The 18197-nt window shown below is 56.5% G+C and carries 18 protein-coding genes; 4 read left to right on the forward strand and 14 right to left on the reverse strand.

The genetic code is table 11. The features are described 5' to 3' along the window. Nucleotides 1-287 precede the first annotated feature (287 nt). From ACR0J8_RS19060 to ACR0J8_RS19095, 8 genes are read right to left on the reverse strand one after another with little or no spacing between them, the layout of a single operon-like run. Entirely contained in the window at nucleotides 288-1115 is an 828-nt protein-coding gene (locus ACR0J8_RS19060; protein WP_170417803.1) for a citryl-CoA lyase, read from the reverse strand. Continuing rightward, on the reverse strand, nucleotides 1112-2308 hold the full coding sequence (locus ACR0J8_RS19065; RefSeq protein WP_170417806.1) for a CaiB/BaiF CoA transferase family protein: 1197 nt from the start codon (nucleotides 2306-2308) through the stop codon (nucleotides 1112-1114). The genes ACR0J8_RS19060 and ACR0J8_RS19065 overlap by 4 nt, the downstream gene beginning before the upstream one ends. After that, nucleotides 2308-3753: an aldehyde dehydrogenase family protein gene (locus tag ACR0J8_RS19070; RefSeq protein WP_170417809.1), complete on the reverse strand. Its 1446-nt coding sequence runs from the start codon at nucleotides 3751-3753 to the stop codon at nucleotides 2308-2310. Before ACR0J8_RS19070 ends, ACR0J8_RS19065 begins: the two co-directional genes overlap by 1 nt. Beyond that, on the reverse strand, nucleotides 3750-4445 hold the full coding sequence (locus tag ACR0J8_RS19075) for a hypothetical protein (RefSeq protein ID WP_170417812.1): 696 nt from the start codon (nucleotides 4443-4445) through the stop codon (nucleotides 3750-3752). Before ACR0J8_RS19075 ends, ACR0J8_RS19070 begins: the two co-directional genes overlap by 4 nt. Beyond that, nucleotides 4442-5452 carry an agmatinase family protein gene (locus ACR0J8_RS19080; protein WP_170417815.1) on the reverse strand — a complete coding sequence of 337 codons (1011 nt, stop codon included), beginning with the start codon at nucleotides 5450-5452 and terminating at the stop codon, nucleotides 4442-4444. The genes ACR0J8_RS19075 and ACR0J8_RS19080 overlap by 4 nt, the downstream gene beginning before the upstream one ends. After that, entirely contained in the window at nucleotides 5449-6324 is an 876-nt protein-coding gene (locus tag ACR0J8_RS19085) for an arginase family protein (RefSeq protein ID WP_170417818.1), read from the reverse strand. The genes ACR0J8_RS19080 and ACR0J8_RS19085 overlap by 4 nt, the downstream gene beginning before the upstream one ends. Next, on the reverse strand, nucleotides 6324-6998 hold the full coding sequence (locus ACR0J8_RS19090; RefSeq protein WP_170417821.1) for a hypothetical protein: 675 nt from the start codon (nucleotides 6996-6998) through the stop codon (nucleotides 6324-6326). Before ACR0J8_RS19090 ends, ACR0J8_RS19085 begins: the two co-directional genes overlap by 1 nt. Then, nucleotides 6991-7761: an arginase family protein gene (locus ACR0J8_RS19095; RefSeq protein ID WP_170608326.1), complete on the reverse strand. Its 771-nt coding sequence runs from the start codon at nucleotides 7759-7761 to the stop codon at nucleotides 6991-6993. The genes ACR0J8_RS19090 and ACR0J8_RS19095 overlap by 8 nt, the downstream gene beginning before the upstream one ends. Nucleotides 7762-7846: 85 nt before the next feature. On the opposite strand from ACR0J8_RS19095, the gene ACR0J8_RS19100 reads away from it, so the two are divergent. Continuing rightward, complete coding sequence (locus tag ACR0J8_RS19100; RefSeq protein ID WP_170417827.1) at nucleotides 7847-8554, forward strand: IclR family transcriptional regulator; 708 nt, start codon at nucleotides 7847-7849, stop codon at nucleotides 8552-8554. An 8-nt stretch (nucleotides 8555-8562) separates the two neighbouring features. Here the strand turns inward: ACR0J8_RS19100 and ACR0J8_RS19105 are convergent, their stop codons facing one another. From ACR0J8_RS19105 to ACR0J8_RS19120, 4 genes are read right to left on the reverse strand one after another with little or no spacing between them, the layout of a single operon-like run. After that, nucleotides 8563-9366, reverse strand: a complete 804-nt coding sequence (locus tag ACR0J8_RS19105; protein ID WP_170417829.1) for an ABC transporter permease — start codon at nucleotides 9364-9366, stop codon at nucleotides 8563-8565. A 10-nt stretch (nucleotides 9367-9376) separates the two neighbouring features. Continuing rightward, nucleotides 9377-10279 (reverse strand): ABC transporter permease, encoded by a 903-nt coding sequence (locus ACR0J8_RS19110; RefSeq protein ID WP_170417832.1) that lies wholly within the window; start codon nucleotides 10277-10279, stop codon nucleotides 9377-9379. Continuing rightward, nucleotides 10276-11364, reverse strand: a complete 1089-nt coding sequence (locus tag ACR0J8_RS19115) for an ABC transporter ATP-binding protein (protein ID WP_170417835.1) — start codon at nucleotides 11362-11364, stop codon at nucleotides 10276-10278. The genes ACR0J8_RS19110 and ACR0J8_RS19115 overlap by 4 nt, the downstream gene beginning before the upstream one ends. Before the next feature lie 60 nt (nucleotides 11365-11424). Then, nucleotides 11425-12483 carry an ABC transporter substrate-binding protein gene (locus ACR0J8_RS19120; RefSeq protein WP_170417838.1) on the reverse strand — a complete coding sequence of 353 codons (1059 nt, stop codon included), beginning with the start codon at nucleotides 12481-12483 and terminating at the stop codon, nucleotides 11425-11427. A gap of 520 nt (nucleotides 12484-13003) precedes the next feature. Between ACR0J8_RS19120 and ACR0J8_RS19125 the strand changes: the two genes are divergently transcribed. Beyond that, nucleotides 13004-13636, forward strand: a complete 633-nt coding sequence (locus tag ACR0J8_RS19125) for a tyrosine-type recombinase/integrase (protein WP_093037018.1) — start codon at nucleotides 13004-13006, stop codon at nucleotides 13634-13636. A gap of 122 nt (nucleotides 13637-13758) precedes the next feature. On the opposite strand, the gene ACR0J8_RS19130 is transcribed toward ACR0J8_RS19125, so the two are convergent. After that, entirely contained in the window at nucleotides 13759-15420 is a 1662-nt protein-coding gene (locus ACR0J8_RS19130) for a caspase family protein (protein ID WP_170417841.1), read from the reverse strand. A gap of 386 nt (nucleotides 15421-15806) precedes the next feature. Here ACR0J8_RS19130 and ACR0J8_RS19135 point away from each other — a divergent pair, with 386 nt between their 5' ends. Continuing rightward, entirely contained in the window at nucleotides 15807-16403 is a 597-nt protein-coding gene (locus tag ACR0J8_RS19135) for a DUF6088 family protein (RefSeq protein ID WP_170702629.1), read from the forward strand. Beyond that, nucleotides 16394-17413 (forward strand): nucleotidyl transferase AbiEii/AbiGii toxin family protein, encoded by a 1020-nt coding sequence (locus ACR0J8_RS19140; protein WP_170702628.1) that lies wholly within the window; start codon nucleotides 16394-16396, stop codon nucleotides 17411-17413. Before ACR0J8_RS19135 ends, ACR0J8_RS19140 begins: the two co-directional genes overlap by 10 nt. A 55-nt stretch (nucleotides 17414-17468) precedes the next feature. Here the strand turns inward: ACR0J8_RS19140 and ACR0J8_RS19145 are convergent, their stop codons facing one another. Next, nucleotides 17469-18167 (reverse strand): DnaA N-terminal domain-containing protein, encoded by a 699-nt coding sequence (locus ACR0J8_RS19145; RefSeq protein ID WP_170702627.1) that lies wholly within the window; start codon nucleotides 18165-18167, stop codon nucleotides 17469-17471. Nucleotides 18168-18197 lie beyond the last annotated feature (30 nt).

Consider the following 18197-nt stretch of genomic DNA (forward strand, 5'->3'; position numbering starts at 1 on the left):
CACGCATCGCGGACCAAGTGTGAATTCGCCGCGCTTGTCGCGATGGCAGCTCGGTGCGCTTCGCTGACGTCAGAACAAGCGTGAAAATGTATCGATTCTCGCCTGGATTGAAATACCTTCAAAGACAACACCAAAGAAGTGAATCTTTGTTCAGACTAACATGTTGGGTCTGCTTCTAGGGGGGGATGCCCAATGACCGAGACCGGCAAAACAGTCCACACGCCAGTGGCGCTTCAATGCCAAGTTCGGTGTGAATTTAGGCGTTCGCACCATCAATGGTCATCGGGTTAGCGCTCCGATTTGACACCAATATATTCCGGCAGATAACGCGGCGGCATTGGCCCCTTGTTCCGCCCGCCCTGTTGAATCTGTTCCCAGCCATGAGACAAGACGCCAACCGAGCGGGAAAGACAGAACAATCCCCGGGAAAGCGGTGCCGGGAACCCCAATTCGCAAAAGATAACAGCCGTGGCCCCATCGATATTCATCGCGATATCGGCACCGCGCTTACGTCCGATTTCCGTCTGTATAGCTTCACCGATATCGGCAAATCGCCCTTCTACAGTGCCTGACATCGCGGCCTCGCGTACCAACGCCATCAATCGCGGTGCGCGGGGATCGACGGGCTTGTGGAAACGGTGGCCAAAACCCGAGACGATCTTGCCATTTTCCTCACACCAGGCGGCGATACCGTCGCGGACGGCAACTTCCTGTTCAGCGCCGTCATCCATCCGTTTGGCGACGTCGAAATAAAGCTCGGCGCATTGTTCACCGGCGCCGCCATGCACGTCACCCAACATGTTGACCCCGGTGGCCATGACGTTGTTGAGCCCCAGCCCACAGGTCGCGGCCATACGCGCTGCGGCTATCGATGGCGCCTGCGGACCATGATCCACGCCCGCCACCAGCGCGCATTCAAAAAGCGCCGCCTGTTCTGGCGTGGGCAAATTGCCGCGCACCATGAGCCAGATCATCTGAGCAAAGCTGACGTTTCCGATCAGGTCCTGGATCGGGTGGCCGCGAAAGGCGATCCGCCCCGGAGCCATGTCGATAATTTCGGTGCGCCACCAGTGGCAAATGGCATCGGCGTCATTGCGTCCTGCGGGGTCCGTCATATCGCGCCATCCTTTGCCAGTTTTTCAATGTCTTCCGGTGAAAGACCTAACTCGCTCCAGATTTGAGAGTTGTGCTGCCCCAATGTGGGCGGTGGTGCATCGACGGTGGGCGCGCTGCCGTCCAATTTGATCCCGGTCGTGGCAACCTGAATGTCGCGTCCGACGCCGGGGACGTTTTCAAACTGGTCGAGGAAACCGCGGTCTGCAACCTGCGGCATTTCCAATACTTCCGGCACTGTCAAAACCGCTCCTGATGGCACACCAATGCTATTGAGTTCCTTGGCCCAGTCGCGCGGTGACCGGGTCTTCAACACGGTCTCCAGCTCAGTTTTCAGAGCCAGCCTATTGCGTTTGCGATCCTCGCGCGTGGCATATTCAGGCCGCTCGCGCAGCGCGGCCAATCCCAGGTGGTCCGTCAGTAGCTCCCATTGCTGGTCTTTGTTTGCGGCAATGTTGATCAACCCGCCCTTCGCTTCAAACGCACCGGAAGGCGCCGAAGTGGGGTTTTCATTGCCATTGGCAGTCGGATTGACGCCGGCGATCAGATAGTTCGACACCACCCAGCCCATTGTCGCCAGCACCGATTCCAGCATCGACACATCAATAAAGGTGCCGCGCGGATTGGCGTTCAGAGCAGATGAAATCGCAAAGGCTGCGGTGATGCCCCCCACAGTGTCTGCCACCGGATATCCAACGCGCAGCGGCGCGCTGTCGCTATCCCCGGTGATCGACATCACACCCGAGGTTCCCTGTATGATCTGGTCATAAGCCGGGCGGCGTATCCACGGGCCCTCTTGGCCAAAGCCGGAGATAGCACAATAGATGAGGGTCGGATTGGCCTCTTTCAGGGTCTGGTAGCCCACGCCGAGGCGCGTCATGACGCCGGGCCGGAAGTTTTCAACCACGACATCTGCAGTTTCGACCAGTTTCAGAAAAATCTCTCGACCCCGTGGGTTCTTGAGGTTGACCGTGACCGATTTCTTGCCCGCGTTCTGGGCGAGAAAGGACACGCCCATGTTGACTTTGTTCAGCTCTGGGTCGGCCCCCAGTTGGCGGGCGAGATCGCCCCGACCGACGGCTTCGACCTTGATAACCTCGCCGCCCAGATGCGCCAGATGATGACAACAGAACGGACCGGCAAGGACATTGGTCAGATCAAGAACACGAATGCCCTTCAAAGGTGTCTGCGACATTATCCGCGCCCCGCGTGTACAACCTTGGCCGCCGTGAAAAACTCGCGGCAATAGCTGCCTTTTTCCGGTGCACCATAAGAGGATCCCTTTCGGCCCGTAAAGGGTGCGTGGAAATCCATGCCGGCGGTGGGCAGATTGACTTGTATCATGCCTGCTTCGGCGTTCTGCGAGAAGTGATCGATTTTGGCGGGATCCCGCGTGACAATTCCTGCGGACAATCCAAATTCGCAGTCGTTGGACGTGGCCAGGGCGGCGTCGTAATCCGGCACGCGTAACACGGCGGCGATGGGCCCAAAGATTTCGTCTCGTGCCACGGCTGCGTCGGGTGACACATCCGTAAACAACGCAGGCGCAAAGTAATGGCCGGTTGTTTTGGATTTGACCTCGCCACCACCTGCGGCAAGCGTTGCACCGTCATCCACAGCCTGAGACACGTATCGTTTGTCGATGGCGAGCTGCGCTTCACTGGCGACCGGACCAATCTGGGTTTCCGGAGCGCGCGCATCACCGATCCGAAGGTCTTTCATTGCCGCGCAAAGACGGTCAACAAATGCGTCGTGAATGCCCTCGGTCACAATCAGGCGGGAAGACGCTGTGCAGCGTTGTCCGGTTGAGAAAAAGCTGCCCTGAACGGCGCAGTGCACCGCCAGATCCAGATCGGCGTCATCCAGCACGATCAAGGGGTTCTTCCCCCCCATCTCCAGCTGCATTTTCGCTCCTCGCGCAAACAGCGCCGCCCCCATATGGCGACCGACGGGTGTGGAACCGGTGAATGTGACCCCGGACACCTTGGGGTGCGTAACGATTGCCTCCCCAACCTCACGGCCTTTTCCCATCACAAGGTTGAACACCCCCTCAGGCACGCCCGCACGGGCAATAATATCGGACAACATCCATGCCGATCCGGGCACCAGTTCGGCAGGTTTGAACACAACCGTATTGCCATAGGCCAGAGCGGGTGCGATTTTCCATGCGGGGATCGCCAGTGGGAAATTCCAGGGCGTGATTACGCCCACAACGCCGATTGGCTCGCGTACAACATTTAGCGACACACCTTCGCGCAGAGATTGGTAGGTGTCGCCGGTCGCACGATACGCCTCAGCCGCGAAATATTTGAACAAATGCCCGGCGCGATGCGCTTCGGCCTTGGCTTCGGGCAAGGTTTTGCCCTCTTCGCGGGCCAGCATATCGCCCAGCTCGTCTACACGGGCGAGGATTTCCGACCCGATCCGGTCGAGCGCTTCGAACCGGACCAGAGGCGATGTCTTGCGCCAATTCGGCAGGGCCGCGGCCGCGGCCTCGATTGCGTCAACCGTTTGATCGGCGCTTGCCCGGGCATACTCGCCGATCGTGTCGTTCAGGTCGGACGGGTTGACATTGGGGGCCGCGTCGCTGCTAGCAACCCATGATCCGGCGATAAAGTTGGCAAAGGGGTTTGCAGTCATAGCGCTTCCTCAAGAACTGGTCGCCACCCGATATCTTCATGCCGGTGGTCCACAGTATTCACGTAAAAATAGGTCGGGCCATGATAGCCCCTGCACACCCGCCCATCGGCCCGTCTGGCAACCGGTTCGGCGGTCCAGCTGACCGCGCCGAACCAGTTCCACAAACGGTTATGAGGCGAGGTCAGATGATCCGGGCAAAGCGGTGCTGTACTATTGGCCGGGTCCGGTTGCGGAGCGTTCAACGCCCCGCTGCCCCCCACCAGCGCATCCCATTCATTGGGGCGCGTCGCCCCCTGAAAAGGGTCACTACAGGGCGTATCCCCCCCCGTAAGCAACCGGCAGCGAAACAGGCGTCCATCAATCGACAGCTCTGTGCCATGGACATACCCCGCATCATCCAGATCCTGCCAGCTGACGCGGCTCATAAGCATCCGGTCGGCGACCATCAATCTTCTTCCACCGTCCTCAAATAGATGCCAGTTCAGGCGCAGGTTCGGGTCTTTGGGACTGTCGGTGAGCGCCCAGTTGTCCCAATTCGGGTCGCGTTCAAATTCCGGTAGGTTCCCGGGTTGCAGGCCCTCGTAAGGGCAAAGCGCTGACAGGTCTGTGATCCAGGGCCGTGTCGCGGGCGCAAGTGTTTTTCCTGCATGGGAAAACCCACCCAGCTGCTCTGTTCCTTTGTAGTCCATCATTGCTCTGTCACCGCCCCGGTCACAGGTTGTGTGCGGAAGCGACGCAGGATCCGGAACAACATTTCTGCAGCCAGAAATTCGGTACGCTCCGACGGATCAAGAGGAGGGGACACCTCAACAATATCCAGTCCACCCAACGGGGCCTCGGCCAGCCCATCCAGCAGATCGTAATACTGACGCGGTGTAATACCGCTATGAACGATTGAGCCGGTGCCGGGGAGGTAGCCAGCGTCCATCGCATCGATGTCGATTGACAGATACAGTTCGTCACATCCCTTCATGGCATGCTCCAACGCCTGACGAATTGCCTCTGCCGTCCCCAATTTATGTACGTCGCCAGCCGAAAACACCCGACCGCCCTGCTCTTCGATCAAGGCGAGTTCACCGCTGTCGACCCAACCGGTGATCCCGACCCAAACCATATTGGACACGTCGACATTGGGCAGTTCGGAAATCCGACGGGCATTGGTTGCGTGGTTATGGCTGCCCCACGCGCCAAGCCGGTCAGAGAAATCCAGATGACCGTCGATCTGGATATACCCAAAACGTGCATTTGGTGCGCGTTTGGCCAACCCACGGGAATAGCCAAGGCAGGCCGGGAAGCTATTATAGTGATCACCGCCCAGTGCCAGAGGGATCGCCCCTCCAACGCTCAGCGCCTCGGTCATTGCGGCAATGGCCTCGGTGGTTGCGTCTACATCCTCAGGGGTGATCACTGCATCCCCGCAATCCACGAGCCAGTCGCTGGCCGTTGCGCTTCTTTGGCCCGTATCTGGATCAAAACTGACCCCCTGCGGTCGCATGGATTGCAATACCGTCGTTGCCTTACGCAGCGCCTCGGGACCAAACCTGGTTCCGAGCCGGCTTGAATGTGTCCAATCGCTGGGCATACCCACCACACCGATTTGGCCCGGACGGACGTCGGCGGCATCGAGCAGAGGCCCATCAAACAGCCGATACCCCGGTTGTGCCAGAGGCGGGAGAAATGTCGTTATCGCTGCAGTCATGTCAGTACTTTTTCCTTGGAAGTTTGGCGGCGCGGAAAATCAATCCCAAAGCCGAGGCGCGCATAGATAAACGCCAGAAGAGCCGTGACCATCAGGCGTTGGCCAACCTTCACGACACCCATTCCGGGACGGTTCGGATTCAGACCGGTCAACATAATGGCGCTGACCTCGTGCCGTCCCAAAAGCTCAAGCCATTGCACCACCGTCGCAAGATCGCAGCCCCCCAAACGGGGCCGATCACAAAGCGCACTGAGCGATGTTTCAAACACCGAGAGATCAAACCGAACAAACAACGGCTTTGATGGATCCCGCCACTCTGAAAACGCGGCACGCTGCGCGGCAGTATCTCTATTTACCGGCGTGGTCGTTCCGTTCGGCAAGGGCGCAATATGAAAATCGCGCGCATCGGCTGGTGTACCGCCAAGCTGCACTGTCTGACAATGAGGGAGCGCGCTCCGCGCCGTCTCGGACATGCGATCTGATCCGCCCAAAAAGATTGCACAGGCGCCATTGTCGCTGATCTGACGCATGGCCGCCTTCAAGGCCGCGTGGATCGCATCTTCGGACCCCGGTGCAATATCTCCGAGATCACAAAGCCGCTCGTGCAGGCCATCGGTACTGATATCCTGACGCGCATCGATATCTACGGGGTGACTGAATTGTGGATTTGCGTGCCAACCGAAATAGACCGAGGTTTCGCGTAATGCACGCGGCGCCAGAGATTGCCCTGCATGAGGTGCGTTTGTATCTTCAAACGGGATGCCCAGTACGGCCAGATCTCCAGACCGGACGTCGCCGATTGCTTTGGTCTGAGAGCGCATGAACGACAGATGCCCTGCCATGCGCGGCAACGGGGCCGAACGTAGAGGCATCAGCCTGCTCCTTTCTCAAGACGAGCTGTGACCGCTTGCAGGATCGCCAGTGCAGCGCGGGTTTCAGCCTTGCCACGGTTGTCCAGTTCCGGGGCAAGCCCAAAAACCGCAGCCGCGATGGTATCGCCCGGGGTGGCGTCAATTTGCGCGATCATTTGTGCTGGTGACATTCCCGTCAGGCGATGCGGGTGCGATACCCATTTGCCCGCAAGCTCTTGTAAATCCACAGACAGGATGACCGGTTGGGTGCGGGGCAAATGGCTCACTGCGCCGCCATTGACCCCAATGATGGGAACATCCGCACCTGTGACCTGTCTTGCGGCGACGTCAAGCGCTTCCAAACCGCTGGAATCGCCGCCTACCAACACCATGCGGGCACCGGTTTCAAGAACCGATTCACATTGCGAGGCAACTGCGAGAAAATGCTTGTCAGGTTCTAGCGGAAAGACGTTCACGTCCCCAAGGTCAATTGCATTCGCGGGTGTTACTGTGGGGCAGGACGCATACCGAAGCTGGCGCGCGAGATAGCGTTGCCCTGCCGATGGCCGGGCGAGATTGTCACAAAAATAGCCTGCAATCGCGACCTGACCGGGCACGAGATCTTCCAGATCGCCAATGGATGCGCCCAGAAAACTGGGGATCGCGTCAAACTGTATTTGCGCCGCTTCACTCATTGTGCAACGCCGCGTTCAGGGTTTCGATCGCCGCCAGTTCCGACATTCCCCTGGTGTCGCGCGCAGGCGCAAGGCCGGTGATCACAATCGCCTGCCATTTACAGGACATGGCACCAATGACGGAAACCAGCGTTTCAGGTTTCATCCCGCCGGGATTTAGGCCGACGCTGCCAGCTGCATGCCCCAGATCAATGACCGATATGTCGATCCACAAGACAGCGCGCTCGGGCGTGTCAGAATAGTCGCCGTGCCCTTCATCCAACTGCCGCGCGGTGCGCCAATCCATCTTGCGCTGGCTGATCAGATCCCAGACACCAGCAGGTTGATCGCCGTTCAATCCCACCCAGATCGTGTTGGCTGTTCGCGTCGCGATATCACGCCGGGCCAACGGCATGGCCGCGACAACTGGCAGATCAGGCAAGGCCCCCAGCACACCCGAGGCGACATCAGACGCGCCACCCAAGACAACGGGTACAACACCGTGATCCACCATTTGCGTCACAAGTTGTTCCAACGCGGCAGGCCAATCCCCTGACAGGTCCAGATTGCCAAGATCCCGACCATCTACAGGCAGTCCGATCCCAAGTTGGGCAGTCATTTTGCGCAGCGCATCGGGTGCCAGAGAGGTGCCGGATCGGGGCCCGGTGTTAACTTCGCTCGGAACGCCCATAACCCCAACACAATCAGCCTTACATTGCGAATGAATGCCAAAAGGAAGGTCCGCATAACCAGCTGTTATCATTTGTTTCCGCGCGCTATTCATTGCCAGACGCCTTCGTTATTTGCGATTTCCAATTGCGCTCAAACCGGCTATAAAAAGCGACGGATTTGCGTCGAAAGGTCTGCCTATGCCCGACAAGCCCCGATCCCCTGACGCCAATGGTGGTGTCGAAGCGGTAGAGCGCGCATTGCGTGTGCTGGACATCTTTGAGCCGGGCGATGCAGGCCTCTCTTTGAAGGAGGTTGCGGACCGCAGCGGGGTCAACAAGGCGACAATTCTGCGTCTGAGCGTGTCGCTTGAAAAGTTTGGTCATATTACGCGAGACGCCGAGGGTCTGTTTCACCTCGGGCCGTCTTTGTGGCGTCTTGGATCCGTGTTTCGCCAAAACCTGCGGATGGGGCCAATTGTGCGACCGGTGCTTGCGAATTTGGTGAATGCGACCGGCGAAAGTGCGTCGTTTTATGTGCAACGCGGCAACTCTGGCGTGTGCCTCTACCGGGTCAATTCGCCAAGGCTTGCGCGGGATCACGTTCAGGAGGGCGAGATCATTCCGCTGAGCATGGGCTCTTCGGGTCAGGTGCTGGATGCTTATTCCATCCGGCAGGGAAAACAGGCGGCCAGCATCCGAAAGGCCGGGTATTATCTCAGCCTTGGTGAACGCGATCCTGACGTCGCCGGACTGTCGGTTCCTGTTCTTGGGTTCGAAGATGAATTGCTGGGCGCGATCAGCTTGTCCGGCCTGCGCGTCCGCTTCAATGACACAGCCGTCGAAAAGTATCGCGCGGCGGTCCTTGATGCCGCCCGCCAGATTCGGGTGGAGTTTGGCGAAAAATAAGACCCGCATCATTGTGCCTTGTCTTTCCGACGCCCGATCATCTGCACACCGATAAGCGCCGTGATGGACACGACAATCAGACAGGTCGAGATCGCCGCGATTGTCGGATCAAGCTGATCACGCAGTGAATTGAACATGCGCCGGGTGATTGTGGCGTTTTCCCCGCCCGAGACCAGCATCGAGATCACAACCTCGTCCAGCGACGTGATAAATGCCAGAAAAGCCCCTGTCTGGATCGAGAATTTCACCTGCGGTACGGTGATTGTCCACAATGCGTATGCACGGGACGCCCCTAAGCTGCGCGCTGCAAGCTCCTGATCGAAATCATAATTCTGCAATCCCGACATCACCGTCACGATCACGAATGGCAGCGCCAGCGCAGTATGGGCGATCACGATCCCGGTCAGTGTGTAATTGAGCCCCAGCTTGGCATAGAGGCTGAACACTCCAACAGCGATCAGGATCACTGGCACGACAATCGGCATGATCACAAGGATTTGAGCCGCGCTCCTGATACGAGGCGCAGAGCAATGCAGACCATAGGCACAAAGTGAGCCCAGGGGCGTCGCGATTGCCGTGGTCAGCGCCGCCGCGATCAGCGAGGTCTTTGTTGCGCTCATCCATTCCGGCGACGTGACATAGGCCACGTACCAGCGAAACGAGAGCGATGTCGGCGGGAATTCCAGATAGGATGCCCCCGAAAACGACATCGGGATAACGATCAGCGTGGGCAGGATGAGAAAGAACAGCACAGCAATGCCGACCACTGTCAGCCACAGGCCGTCGATTTTACGTTGTCCGACTTGTTCCATTTTCAGATCCTCAGCGCATAAACAGTTTGTCGAGCCCGAAGACACGGTTCATCAGCCAGATCATCGCCAGCGCCAGCAACAGCAGGACCACGCCCAGGGCTGATGCGGCCCCCCAGTTCGAATAGACTGTGATGGTGCTTTCGATACGCTGCGCCAGCATCTGAACCCGGCCACCGCCCAGCAAAGCCGGTGTGACAAAGAACCCAAGCGACAGGATGAAAACCAGCACGATGCCGGCAAAAAGGCCCGGCAGGGACATTGGGAAAAATACCCGCCAAAAGGCCCCGCGCGGGCTGGAACCAAGGCCCACGGCGGCTCGGACCAGGTCGCCGTCAATATTGCGCATAGTGGCGTAGAGCGGCAGAACCAAAAAAGGCAGCATGATATGCACCATGCCAATGATGGAGCCGGTCAGATTGTGCGCCAGTTGCAGCGGTTCTTCGATAATGCCAAGTGACATCAGCGACGAATTGATGATCCCATTGCGCTGCAAAAGCACCAGCCACGCATAGGTCCGCACCAGAACCGAGGTCCAGAAGGGGACCAGCACAAACACCATCAGAATGGCCGCTGTTTTGTTCGGCATCTTTGTCAGCCAGTAGCACAGCGGGTAGCCGAGAAGGACGCAAATCACCGTCACGGCAATGCTGATCTGAAACGTGACGACAAAGGTTCGCCGATAGAGAGCACTACTAAAGATGCGCGTGTAATTTTCCGTGCTCAGTTCGCCTGCCGCATTGAAAAACGACAGCGAAGACAGCCAGAAAATCGGCAGGAAGACGACGATCAAGATCGTCAAAACCGCAGGCATCGAAAGCCCAAGAAACGTCAGTTTTTCGCGGCGTTCTTCGGATTTGAGCGTGCTGGCATTCTGAAGAGTCCCAGCACCTTCATACGTCTCGGCGATACTCATGCCACATGTTCCGGTACGATGATCGTATCTTCGGGATGCAGGGCAAGGCCGATTTGCTCTCCCTTCGACGGCAACCCGGTTTGGCCCGCGCGATTGGCAGGCACACGCACATTGATCTGACCAGCGCTGTCGTGCTGAACGATCACTAGAACGCTGTCGCCCTGATAAATGATGTCATGCACTTGGCCGGACAGGTCATTGGCGGCGTCTGGCACCGCGCCTGCTGTGACTTCCAGCAACTCGGGCCGGATGATCAGACGATGGCCTCCGCTGCCCAGCGCAATAGGCGTATTGGATTTCAGAACGCGCTCGCCAAGCTGCGCCGTGTCATTCGCTACACTAACCGGCAGGGAAATGGATTCCCCGATAAAATCCGCCACAAAGAAACTATGCGGCTGGCGATAGAGCCGCTCAGGCGTCGCGATCTGTTCGATCCGCCCATGATTGACCACTGCAATCCGGTCCGACATCGTCAGGGCTTCGCGCTGGTCATGGGTCACGTAAACGACAGTTGCATCCAGCTTTTCATGCAGCGCCTTCAATTCGATTTGCATATGTTCGCGCAACTTCTTGTCGAGCGCTGACAACGGCTCATCCATCAGAATGATCTGCGGCTCAAAAACCATGGCGCGGGCAAGGGCCACGCGCTGTCTTTGTCCCCCGGATAATTGCGTGATGCGCCGGTCGCCATAACCGCCCAGCTGCACGGTCTCCAGCGCGCGCTCGGCGCGGGCCTTCTGATCGCTTTTGGACACCCCGCGAATTTTCAACGGATAAGCCACGTTTTCTGCGACCGTCATGAACGGAAACAACGCATAGCTTTGGAACACCATGCCAAGGCCGCGCTTGTGGGGCGGCGTTGCAATCATTTCCTGTTCGCCAAACCGGATCGACCCGCCATCAGGACGCACAAATCCGGCCAGCGCCATCAAAAGCGTCGTCTTGCCGGAGCCTGATGGCCCCAGCAATGTCAGGAACTCGCCCGCGGCGATGTTCAAAGACACGTCATTCAGCGCTTTGACCGATCCGTAGGCCTTGCACAGGTTGGATATATCGATGGGAAGGGAGTGGGCTGCAGGTGACATGGGGGCTCCTAACCTGACAAAAATGGGCGCAGCACAAGATGTGCCGCGCCCAGATATTTTTTACTGTTGGATCAGCGTGTCAAACTCTTCGGTCAACTCGCCCAGCTGGCCGATGTAAAAGTTCGGATCGACCAGAAGCTGCTTGCCATAGTTGTCGGGATGTGTGTTGACCTTCACTGCCATCTCATCCGAGATTATCCCGGTGCCGAAGGCACCCGAATTCACCGGACCCAACGGCATGGTCACCGCCAGCCTCGCCTGTGCTTCGGCGCTCAGCAATTCGTTGATAAGGCGCATCGCGTTGTCTTTATTCGGAGCCCCCTTGGGAACCAACAAGCAGTCCACGTCCATCGTGCCGCCATCAAAGGCATAGGCCACATCAATGCCCGACGCGATCACGCTTTCTACGCGGTTATGGCCCATATGGATCACGTCCACTTCGCCGTCACGCAGCAACTGCGCCGATTGCGACCCGCCGCGATACCAAACGGTAACTTCGGGGGCAATCTCACCCAGCTTGTCCCATGCGCGCGCCTTGCCCTCATTCGTGGCCAACGTGTCATAGATCTCGGCCATCGGCACACCATCCGCCATGAGCGCGGCTTCGAGGTTATAGTTCACCTTGCCGTGCATACCGCGCTTGCCGGGGAAGTTTTCCAGATCCCAGAACTCTGCCCAATTGGACGGGCCATTGTCGCCAAATGCATCCTTGCGATAGGCAATCACCTTGGTGAAGTTGATGAAGCCGATGTAATTGTCATGGATCAGCTCTTTCGGAATGCCTGTGGTGTCAACAATCGAATAGTCGATCGGCTCAAGGCTGCCTTCCCGGCTCAGGGTTTCACACGAAGGCAAATCCTGTTCTGTAACGTCCCATGCAACGGCACCCGCCGTGATCTGCGCGCGCACGTCCTGAATGCCGTTTGTCGTATCTTCCTTGACAGTGATATTCAGCGCACCAGCGGCAGGTTCCAGCATGGCTGAGCGCAAGGCATCCTGAAACGAGCCTCCCCAGGACGCAAACACGACCTCTCCCTCGGCAAAGGCAGGCGAAGCAATGGCCAGGCCACCTGCCACTAGCGCCGTGGTGAGCTTCAGTTTTTGGTTATCTTTCATCATGTCAGGCTCCTCCCGAACTGTTGGTTGGTTTGTGGCTTCGCGACATGCGCGGCTCCACATAATCATTCGCAATCGTTTCATCTAGCAAAACGTCATTTCAGTTTTACTAGAGCTGATGTTGGAATTGGTCAAGGATTCTTTTGCCCCGTAGGATTCACACTCCCGTTTCCTGAGCATCAGAGCCTGGAAAATCTCGCAATTCGCGCATTGGTGCAGCATTCATCTGGGTTCGATCTTGCACATATGGCGTCTGAAGCGATCTTCGTCTGACCCGAAGTTAACTGCCACCGATTGAAGCATTTGGTGGAACGTGCGGACCGCAAACTCTCACTCGCTTTGCGTTGATCCGCGAATTTGAGTGGCAGCTTCTTGACAGTATGCGCCAATTGATCCTGACGACAGAATTGGTCAATTTGGGCTCAGCCCCGACCTCGGATGCGACGCAGCATCCCGTGATATGGAGGCATCGTCAACGTCAGGTTGTCGTTGTGGGAGGGCATGGCGGATCGGAGGATCAGTCATGGAAACACCAAACTTACCGGCCATTCGTGCGCTTCGCCCGGCTTGGAACAAAGGGCGCATCGTTGGGCAAAAACGGCCACTGAAACCAAAACACGTCTGGGCAATCCGTGTTCGACTTGAACTCGCCGAGAACCATCGGGACCTGGCGCTGTTCAATATGGCAATCGACAGCAAACTGCGTGGCTGCGATCTCGTGAAGATGAAAGTCGTCGACGTGATGGCGTCCGGCCAGATCAAGGAACGAGCTTCGGTGTTGCAAAGCAAAACGCAGAAGCCGGTTCGTTTTGAAATCTCCGAAGGCACACGCGCCTCGGTTGAAAAGTGGATGGAAGATGAGCTCATGGTCGGCTCGGAGTACCTATGGCCGGGTCGTTTCCATGAACGCTTGCACATCTCGACACGCCAGTACGCCCGGATCGTCCGGGATTGGGTCACGTCGATCGGTCTGGAGGCCAGTGCATACGGAACGCATTCGATGCGGAGGACAAAAGTCACACAGATCTACAAGAAGACCGGCAACCTGCGGGCGGTCCAGCTGCTACTTGGGCACACCAAGATGGACAGCACCGTCCGGTATCTCGGTGTTGAGCTGGAAGATGCGCTTGCGATCGCAGAGGCCATTGAAATCTAACAACTTGGGCCGTCTTCGCGGACGGCCCAAACAAGACCTTGGCGAAATCTGCGGCGAACAGCGACGAGGAGCCCAGAGCGACGGTCTTCTTGCGGAGCAGGCAAGGACATCGCTTTAAAGTTTCAACTGACACGGCGTATTAGAAAATTCAGAAAAAACTGCCCGTCAATCCTGCGCGGCTCGTAGACAAGCCTTCTTCCTGGCGAAAGTCCTTCGGGCAGTTTGACGCTTATATTGACCTTATAGGGTGTCGCCTGCCCGAAATGCGAACTCAATGTGAAGCGCAATTTCAACTGACCGGAGTCATCGAATTTGCCAGTGAAGTCCCTAAACCAAGGCCCTTCGGCCGCAAAGCCTTGGGCAGATAGCAAGGTCAGCTTGTCTCCATTGCGATTGATGCGCAAGGCTGCAAGTGGCTCGATTTTTCCGGGGAAATAGGCCTTGTCGGGCCGACTGGTTGTTTGCCAATAATCATCGTCCCATCTGCGTCTGATTAAGACAATGTAGTCACCATCAAAAGTCGCGAAAGACGGCGCGACCAACTGATTACAGACTCTTCCTTGCTCTCCTCGAAGTGCGGCAAGAGTTTCACTGGTCTCGAGGCTCTCAGGCGTCAGTCCAAGATTCTCTCTAGCGCTGATATACCGAGAGAAAGCAGATCTCGTGCGTGGGCCCGCAACACCGTCCGCTGTGCCAGCGCTGCAGCCAACGCGATTTAGCTCAGTTTGTATATCACGGATCAGGCTGCGCGTCTCTGTATCATCCTTCGCGCTTTGAGGCGATGTCGGCACAAGAGCTGCTACTTTGTCTCGCGCAGTACTACTGTTGCCCGGCACTTCGTCCTTCTGGTGCTCAGCAAGCAAGTCGTCCCGCAACGAAAGGGCGAGCGCGACTGCAAAATGATCCCTTTCGCCTTCGTATCGCTCCAGAAACATCTCGATCGCATCAAGCCTTCCGAGCGAACGCGCAAGTTCAAAGTCCGCATAAATCTGGTCTTCGACACGCTCAATTTCTTCCTCTGGCGTCGAGCCTGCAGCCGCATCTGGAACAAGAAAAATGTCTCTGGCGGGAAGCGAGCCATAAGTAAATGGCTCCTGATAGCCTTCTGTCAGAGTGTAAACCCTGTCGCGGACTCGCCGAAACAACTTGCCAATCTCAAGTCCGGGTTCCTCGATGTGGTTGAGCAGAGCCTGAGCATAGGGGCTGTTGCGGCCATCGCCGTCAAGCGCCAGCGTTCCGCTCCTTGCAGCATATCCAACCAACACACCTCCCGGATCGATACGTGCAAGTCCGCGTCCAATTGAGCGGGTGCTGTTTGTGCGCTCCATAGTCGCGAGGAATGGATTGTTGCGGCAGGCGTCAACCAACACGATCTTCAAGCCGGGTGCGCCCGCGATGGAGCTAATCAATGTGTTGAGGCGGATTGCCTCGAGTTCGATGTCACGGTCGCTCCGCAGTTCCGCACTGACAGGGATCAGGAAGTTCGTGTTGTCCAACTCGATGCCGTGGCCGGCGAAGTATACGATGACCGACTCGGCGTTTTTTGCCTTTTCTCCAAAGTCACGTATGGCAAGGCGCATGTCGCGGTAATCCAGATCAAGACCTGTTGTGACCTCAAACCCGATCCTGCGCAATGCCTCTGCAATGTCGATCGCATCATTCGACGGGTTTTTGAGATTGCTGACATGTTGGTAGTTCGCATTGCCAATTACCAAGGCAACTTTGTCCGCCAGCACCATCGCAGGCAGAAAACAAAACACAACTGAGAACAGGATACGCTTCATGTGAAATATCGCCGTTAACGCGTCTACCATATGAACGTTTCCACACTTTCGGAATTCAATCAATATGACCGGCGTGGACAAGCTCTAGCTCGGCTTAGGCCGCATAGCGGAGTTCGGGATTGACACGACGAAGGTTCGTTTCCCGCCCATTGCGCCAGTTTCGGCATGGACCATTCATATGAAGTACGAACTCGGAGCCGCCTTGCGGCGGGACAGAAAGATGCTCGCTTGGGAAGCTATCTAAACGTCAGCTTCCGCATTTCCTGCGAGCATGCGTAGCGACTGCAGCGAACTTCCACTTCCCGCTCAACTTACAAAATCACCCAGATACTCTGCTAACTTGTAAGTCAGAAAAAAGTATTATATTTTCTGACAAGGAGAAAACTATGATCACTTCATCGATTAGACAACGCATCATCGGAAAAGGCCGGGGCGCAATCTTTGCGCCAACCGACTTTCTGGATATTGGCTCCCGCGCAAGTGTGGATCAGGCATTGTCGCGTTTGGCAGATCAAGGGATGATCCGACGGTTAACGCGTGGGCTTTATGACTATCCGAGAAAGAGCGCCCGATTAGGGCTGTTGTCTCCGTCAGCCGATGACATTGCCAAAGCGATTGCACGCAAAGACAATCAGGTTCTACAGCCCTCCCCTGCCATGGCAGCCAACCAGTTGGGGCTGTCGACCCAAGTGCCGTCCAAGCCGACTTACATGACCGACGGCCCGACCCGCACCAAGACAGTTGGTCGACAAGTCATCCAGTTCCGGAATGCATCATCCAAAACGCTAGTTGGTGCAGGCCAGAAAACCGGCGCCGTATTTCAGGCGTTACGCTATGTTGGCAAAAACCGGGTGGATAGCCGTGTTGTCGACACGCTGGCCCGCAATCTGGATGTTAAGGACCGCGCATTGCTCGCAAGACAAAGTAGATATGTTCCGGCCTGGATGCACCCGGTAGTGCAGCAAATCGTGGCATGGGTCTGATCTTGGACCAGTTTGCCAACGATACTCCAAAGAACCGTGAAGAAGCGTTTCAGGAAACGGCCGCAAAGCTTGGCATTTCCAAGGCAATCGTTGAGAAGGATTTCTGGGTCTGCTGGTCGCTGAAACATCTATTCGCCCTGCCCTCTTTTGGCACTCACATGATCTTCAAGGGTGGGACATCGCTATCCAAGGTCTATGACATCATCCATCGGTTCTCAGAAGACGTGGATCTGTCTCTCGACCGGGCACAGCTCGGTTTCGACGGCACACGTGACCCCGAGCACCCTGCCCTTTCAGGCAAAAAACAAAAGCAACTGCTGCAGGAGCTTCAGGATACGGCCACCAAAGTAGTCTCAGGACCGCTTCTGAAAGAAACCAAGATCAAGTTTGGCGCCGTGCTTGATCAGCACTTTTCCCTCTCGGTCGATCCTAATGATGCACAAACCTTGCTTTTCGCCTATCCATCCGAGACAAGTGCGGCCAGCGGCTACATCCAGCCGGTAGTGCGGTTCGAATTTGGCGCCCGTGGGGTTCACCTTCCAGCCGAGTCCCGCAGGATATCACCTTATGTGCATCAGGCATTTCCAGACCTGTTGGAGGCGAGCGACGTCGATGTGAAGGTCTTGGGTGTTGAACGCACATTCTGGGAGAAAGCCACGATCCTGCATATGCTCTATCATCAGGACATCACCAAACCTCTGGCTGACCGTATGTCGCGCCATTATTACGACATGGCTCAGTTGATCAAACACGAGACCCATTCTCGCGCTATCGAACAGATCGATTTGCTGGATCAGGTTGCACACCATAAGTCCGTCTTCTTCAAAGCGGCTTGGGCTAACTACGAGAATGCCAGGCCCGGATCACTAAGATTGCTACCGAACCCTGAGCTGAAAGCAGCGCTGCGCCGGGACTATGTGGGGATGCAAGAAATGATCATCGGGGATCCCCCCTTGTTCGACAACATTCTGAAAACCATCGGGATGTTCGAGGCCAAACTCAACGGTTGAAATCAGCAATTTCGGTTGTCTCACGGCACAGCGTGCGACTTACAAATCTGGATTGTTAGCCGAGCAAACACACTTTCTGAATTCGCCCGAACTCGAGCTGGACCGCTCCAAGTAAAGGTTTCAAATGGTGAGATTGAATGTACTGTGCGATGAACTTGCTGGGTGCGCGCAAGGTGATTGTCTGATCTTGTATTTCAACAAATTTGAGATCGCAGTACCAACTTTTAAACAATAGTGCTTCAGACTCTGATAGGCGCCGAAGCGCCCTGCCCCACGGATCCTGAAGGTCTTGTCCCTCATGTTCAACAGCTTCTGGTTTTTCTTGGCCAAATTGTACATGAACAACCTTTTCGGTCGGTTTTGGAGTTTGTGTCTCCATGCGCGATACAAAATCAGAACCAACATTTCGCCAAACCGGTTCGCTCAGACGGTAAATTTCCGTGTAGTTGAGTCGGTACGCTGCGACGCGGCCTCTAACCCCAGGCCTAAGCTGGAGAAGTATACTTGAATCCGTCAATCGCTTAATTTCTCTCTTGACGGTTCGTTCGTCCACAGACCAGAGGCGGGCCATTTCTTTTTGTCCGACCGTCAGCTCATCAGTGCGCCAGTTGTATCGGGCCGTTATCAACGCAATGAGCCGCATCATCGAACATTGAAAACCGGGTGTGCCATTCAATCCCGCAACAGAGATTGCAGTCAAAAGATCGTACTTCTGAGAACCGGCCTGAAATCCTGTAAATCGTTTTATTTCCATTTTGATACTGCCACTGTGCCTCGAGCGGAT

Source organism: Ruegeria sp. N11 (genome assembly GCF_056531525.1).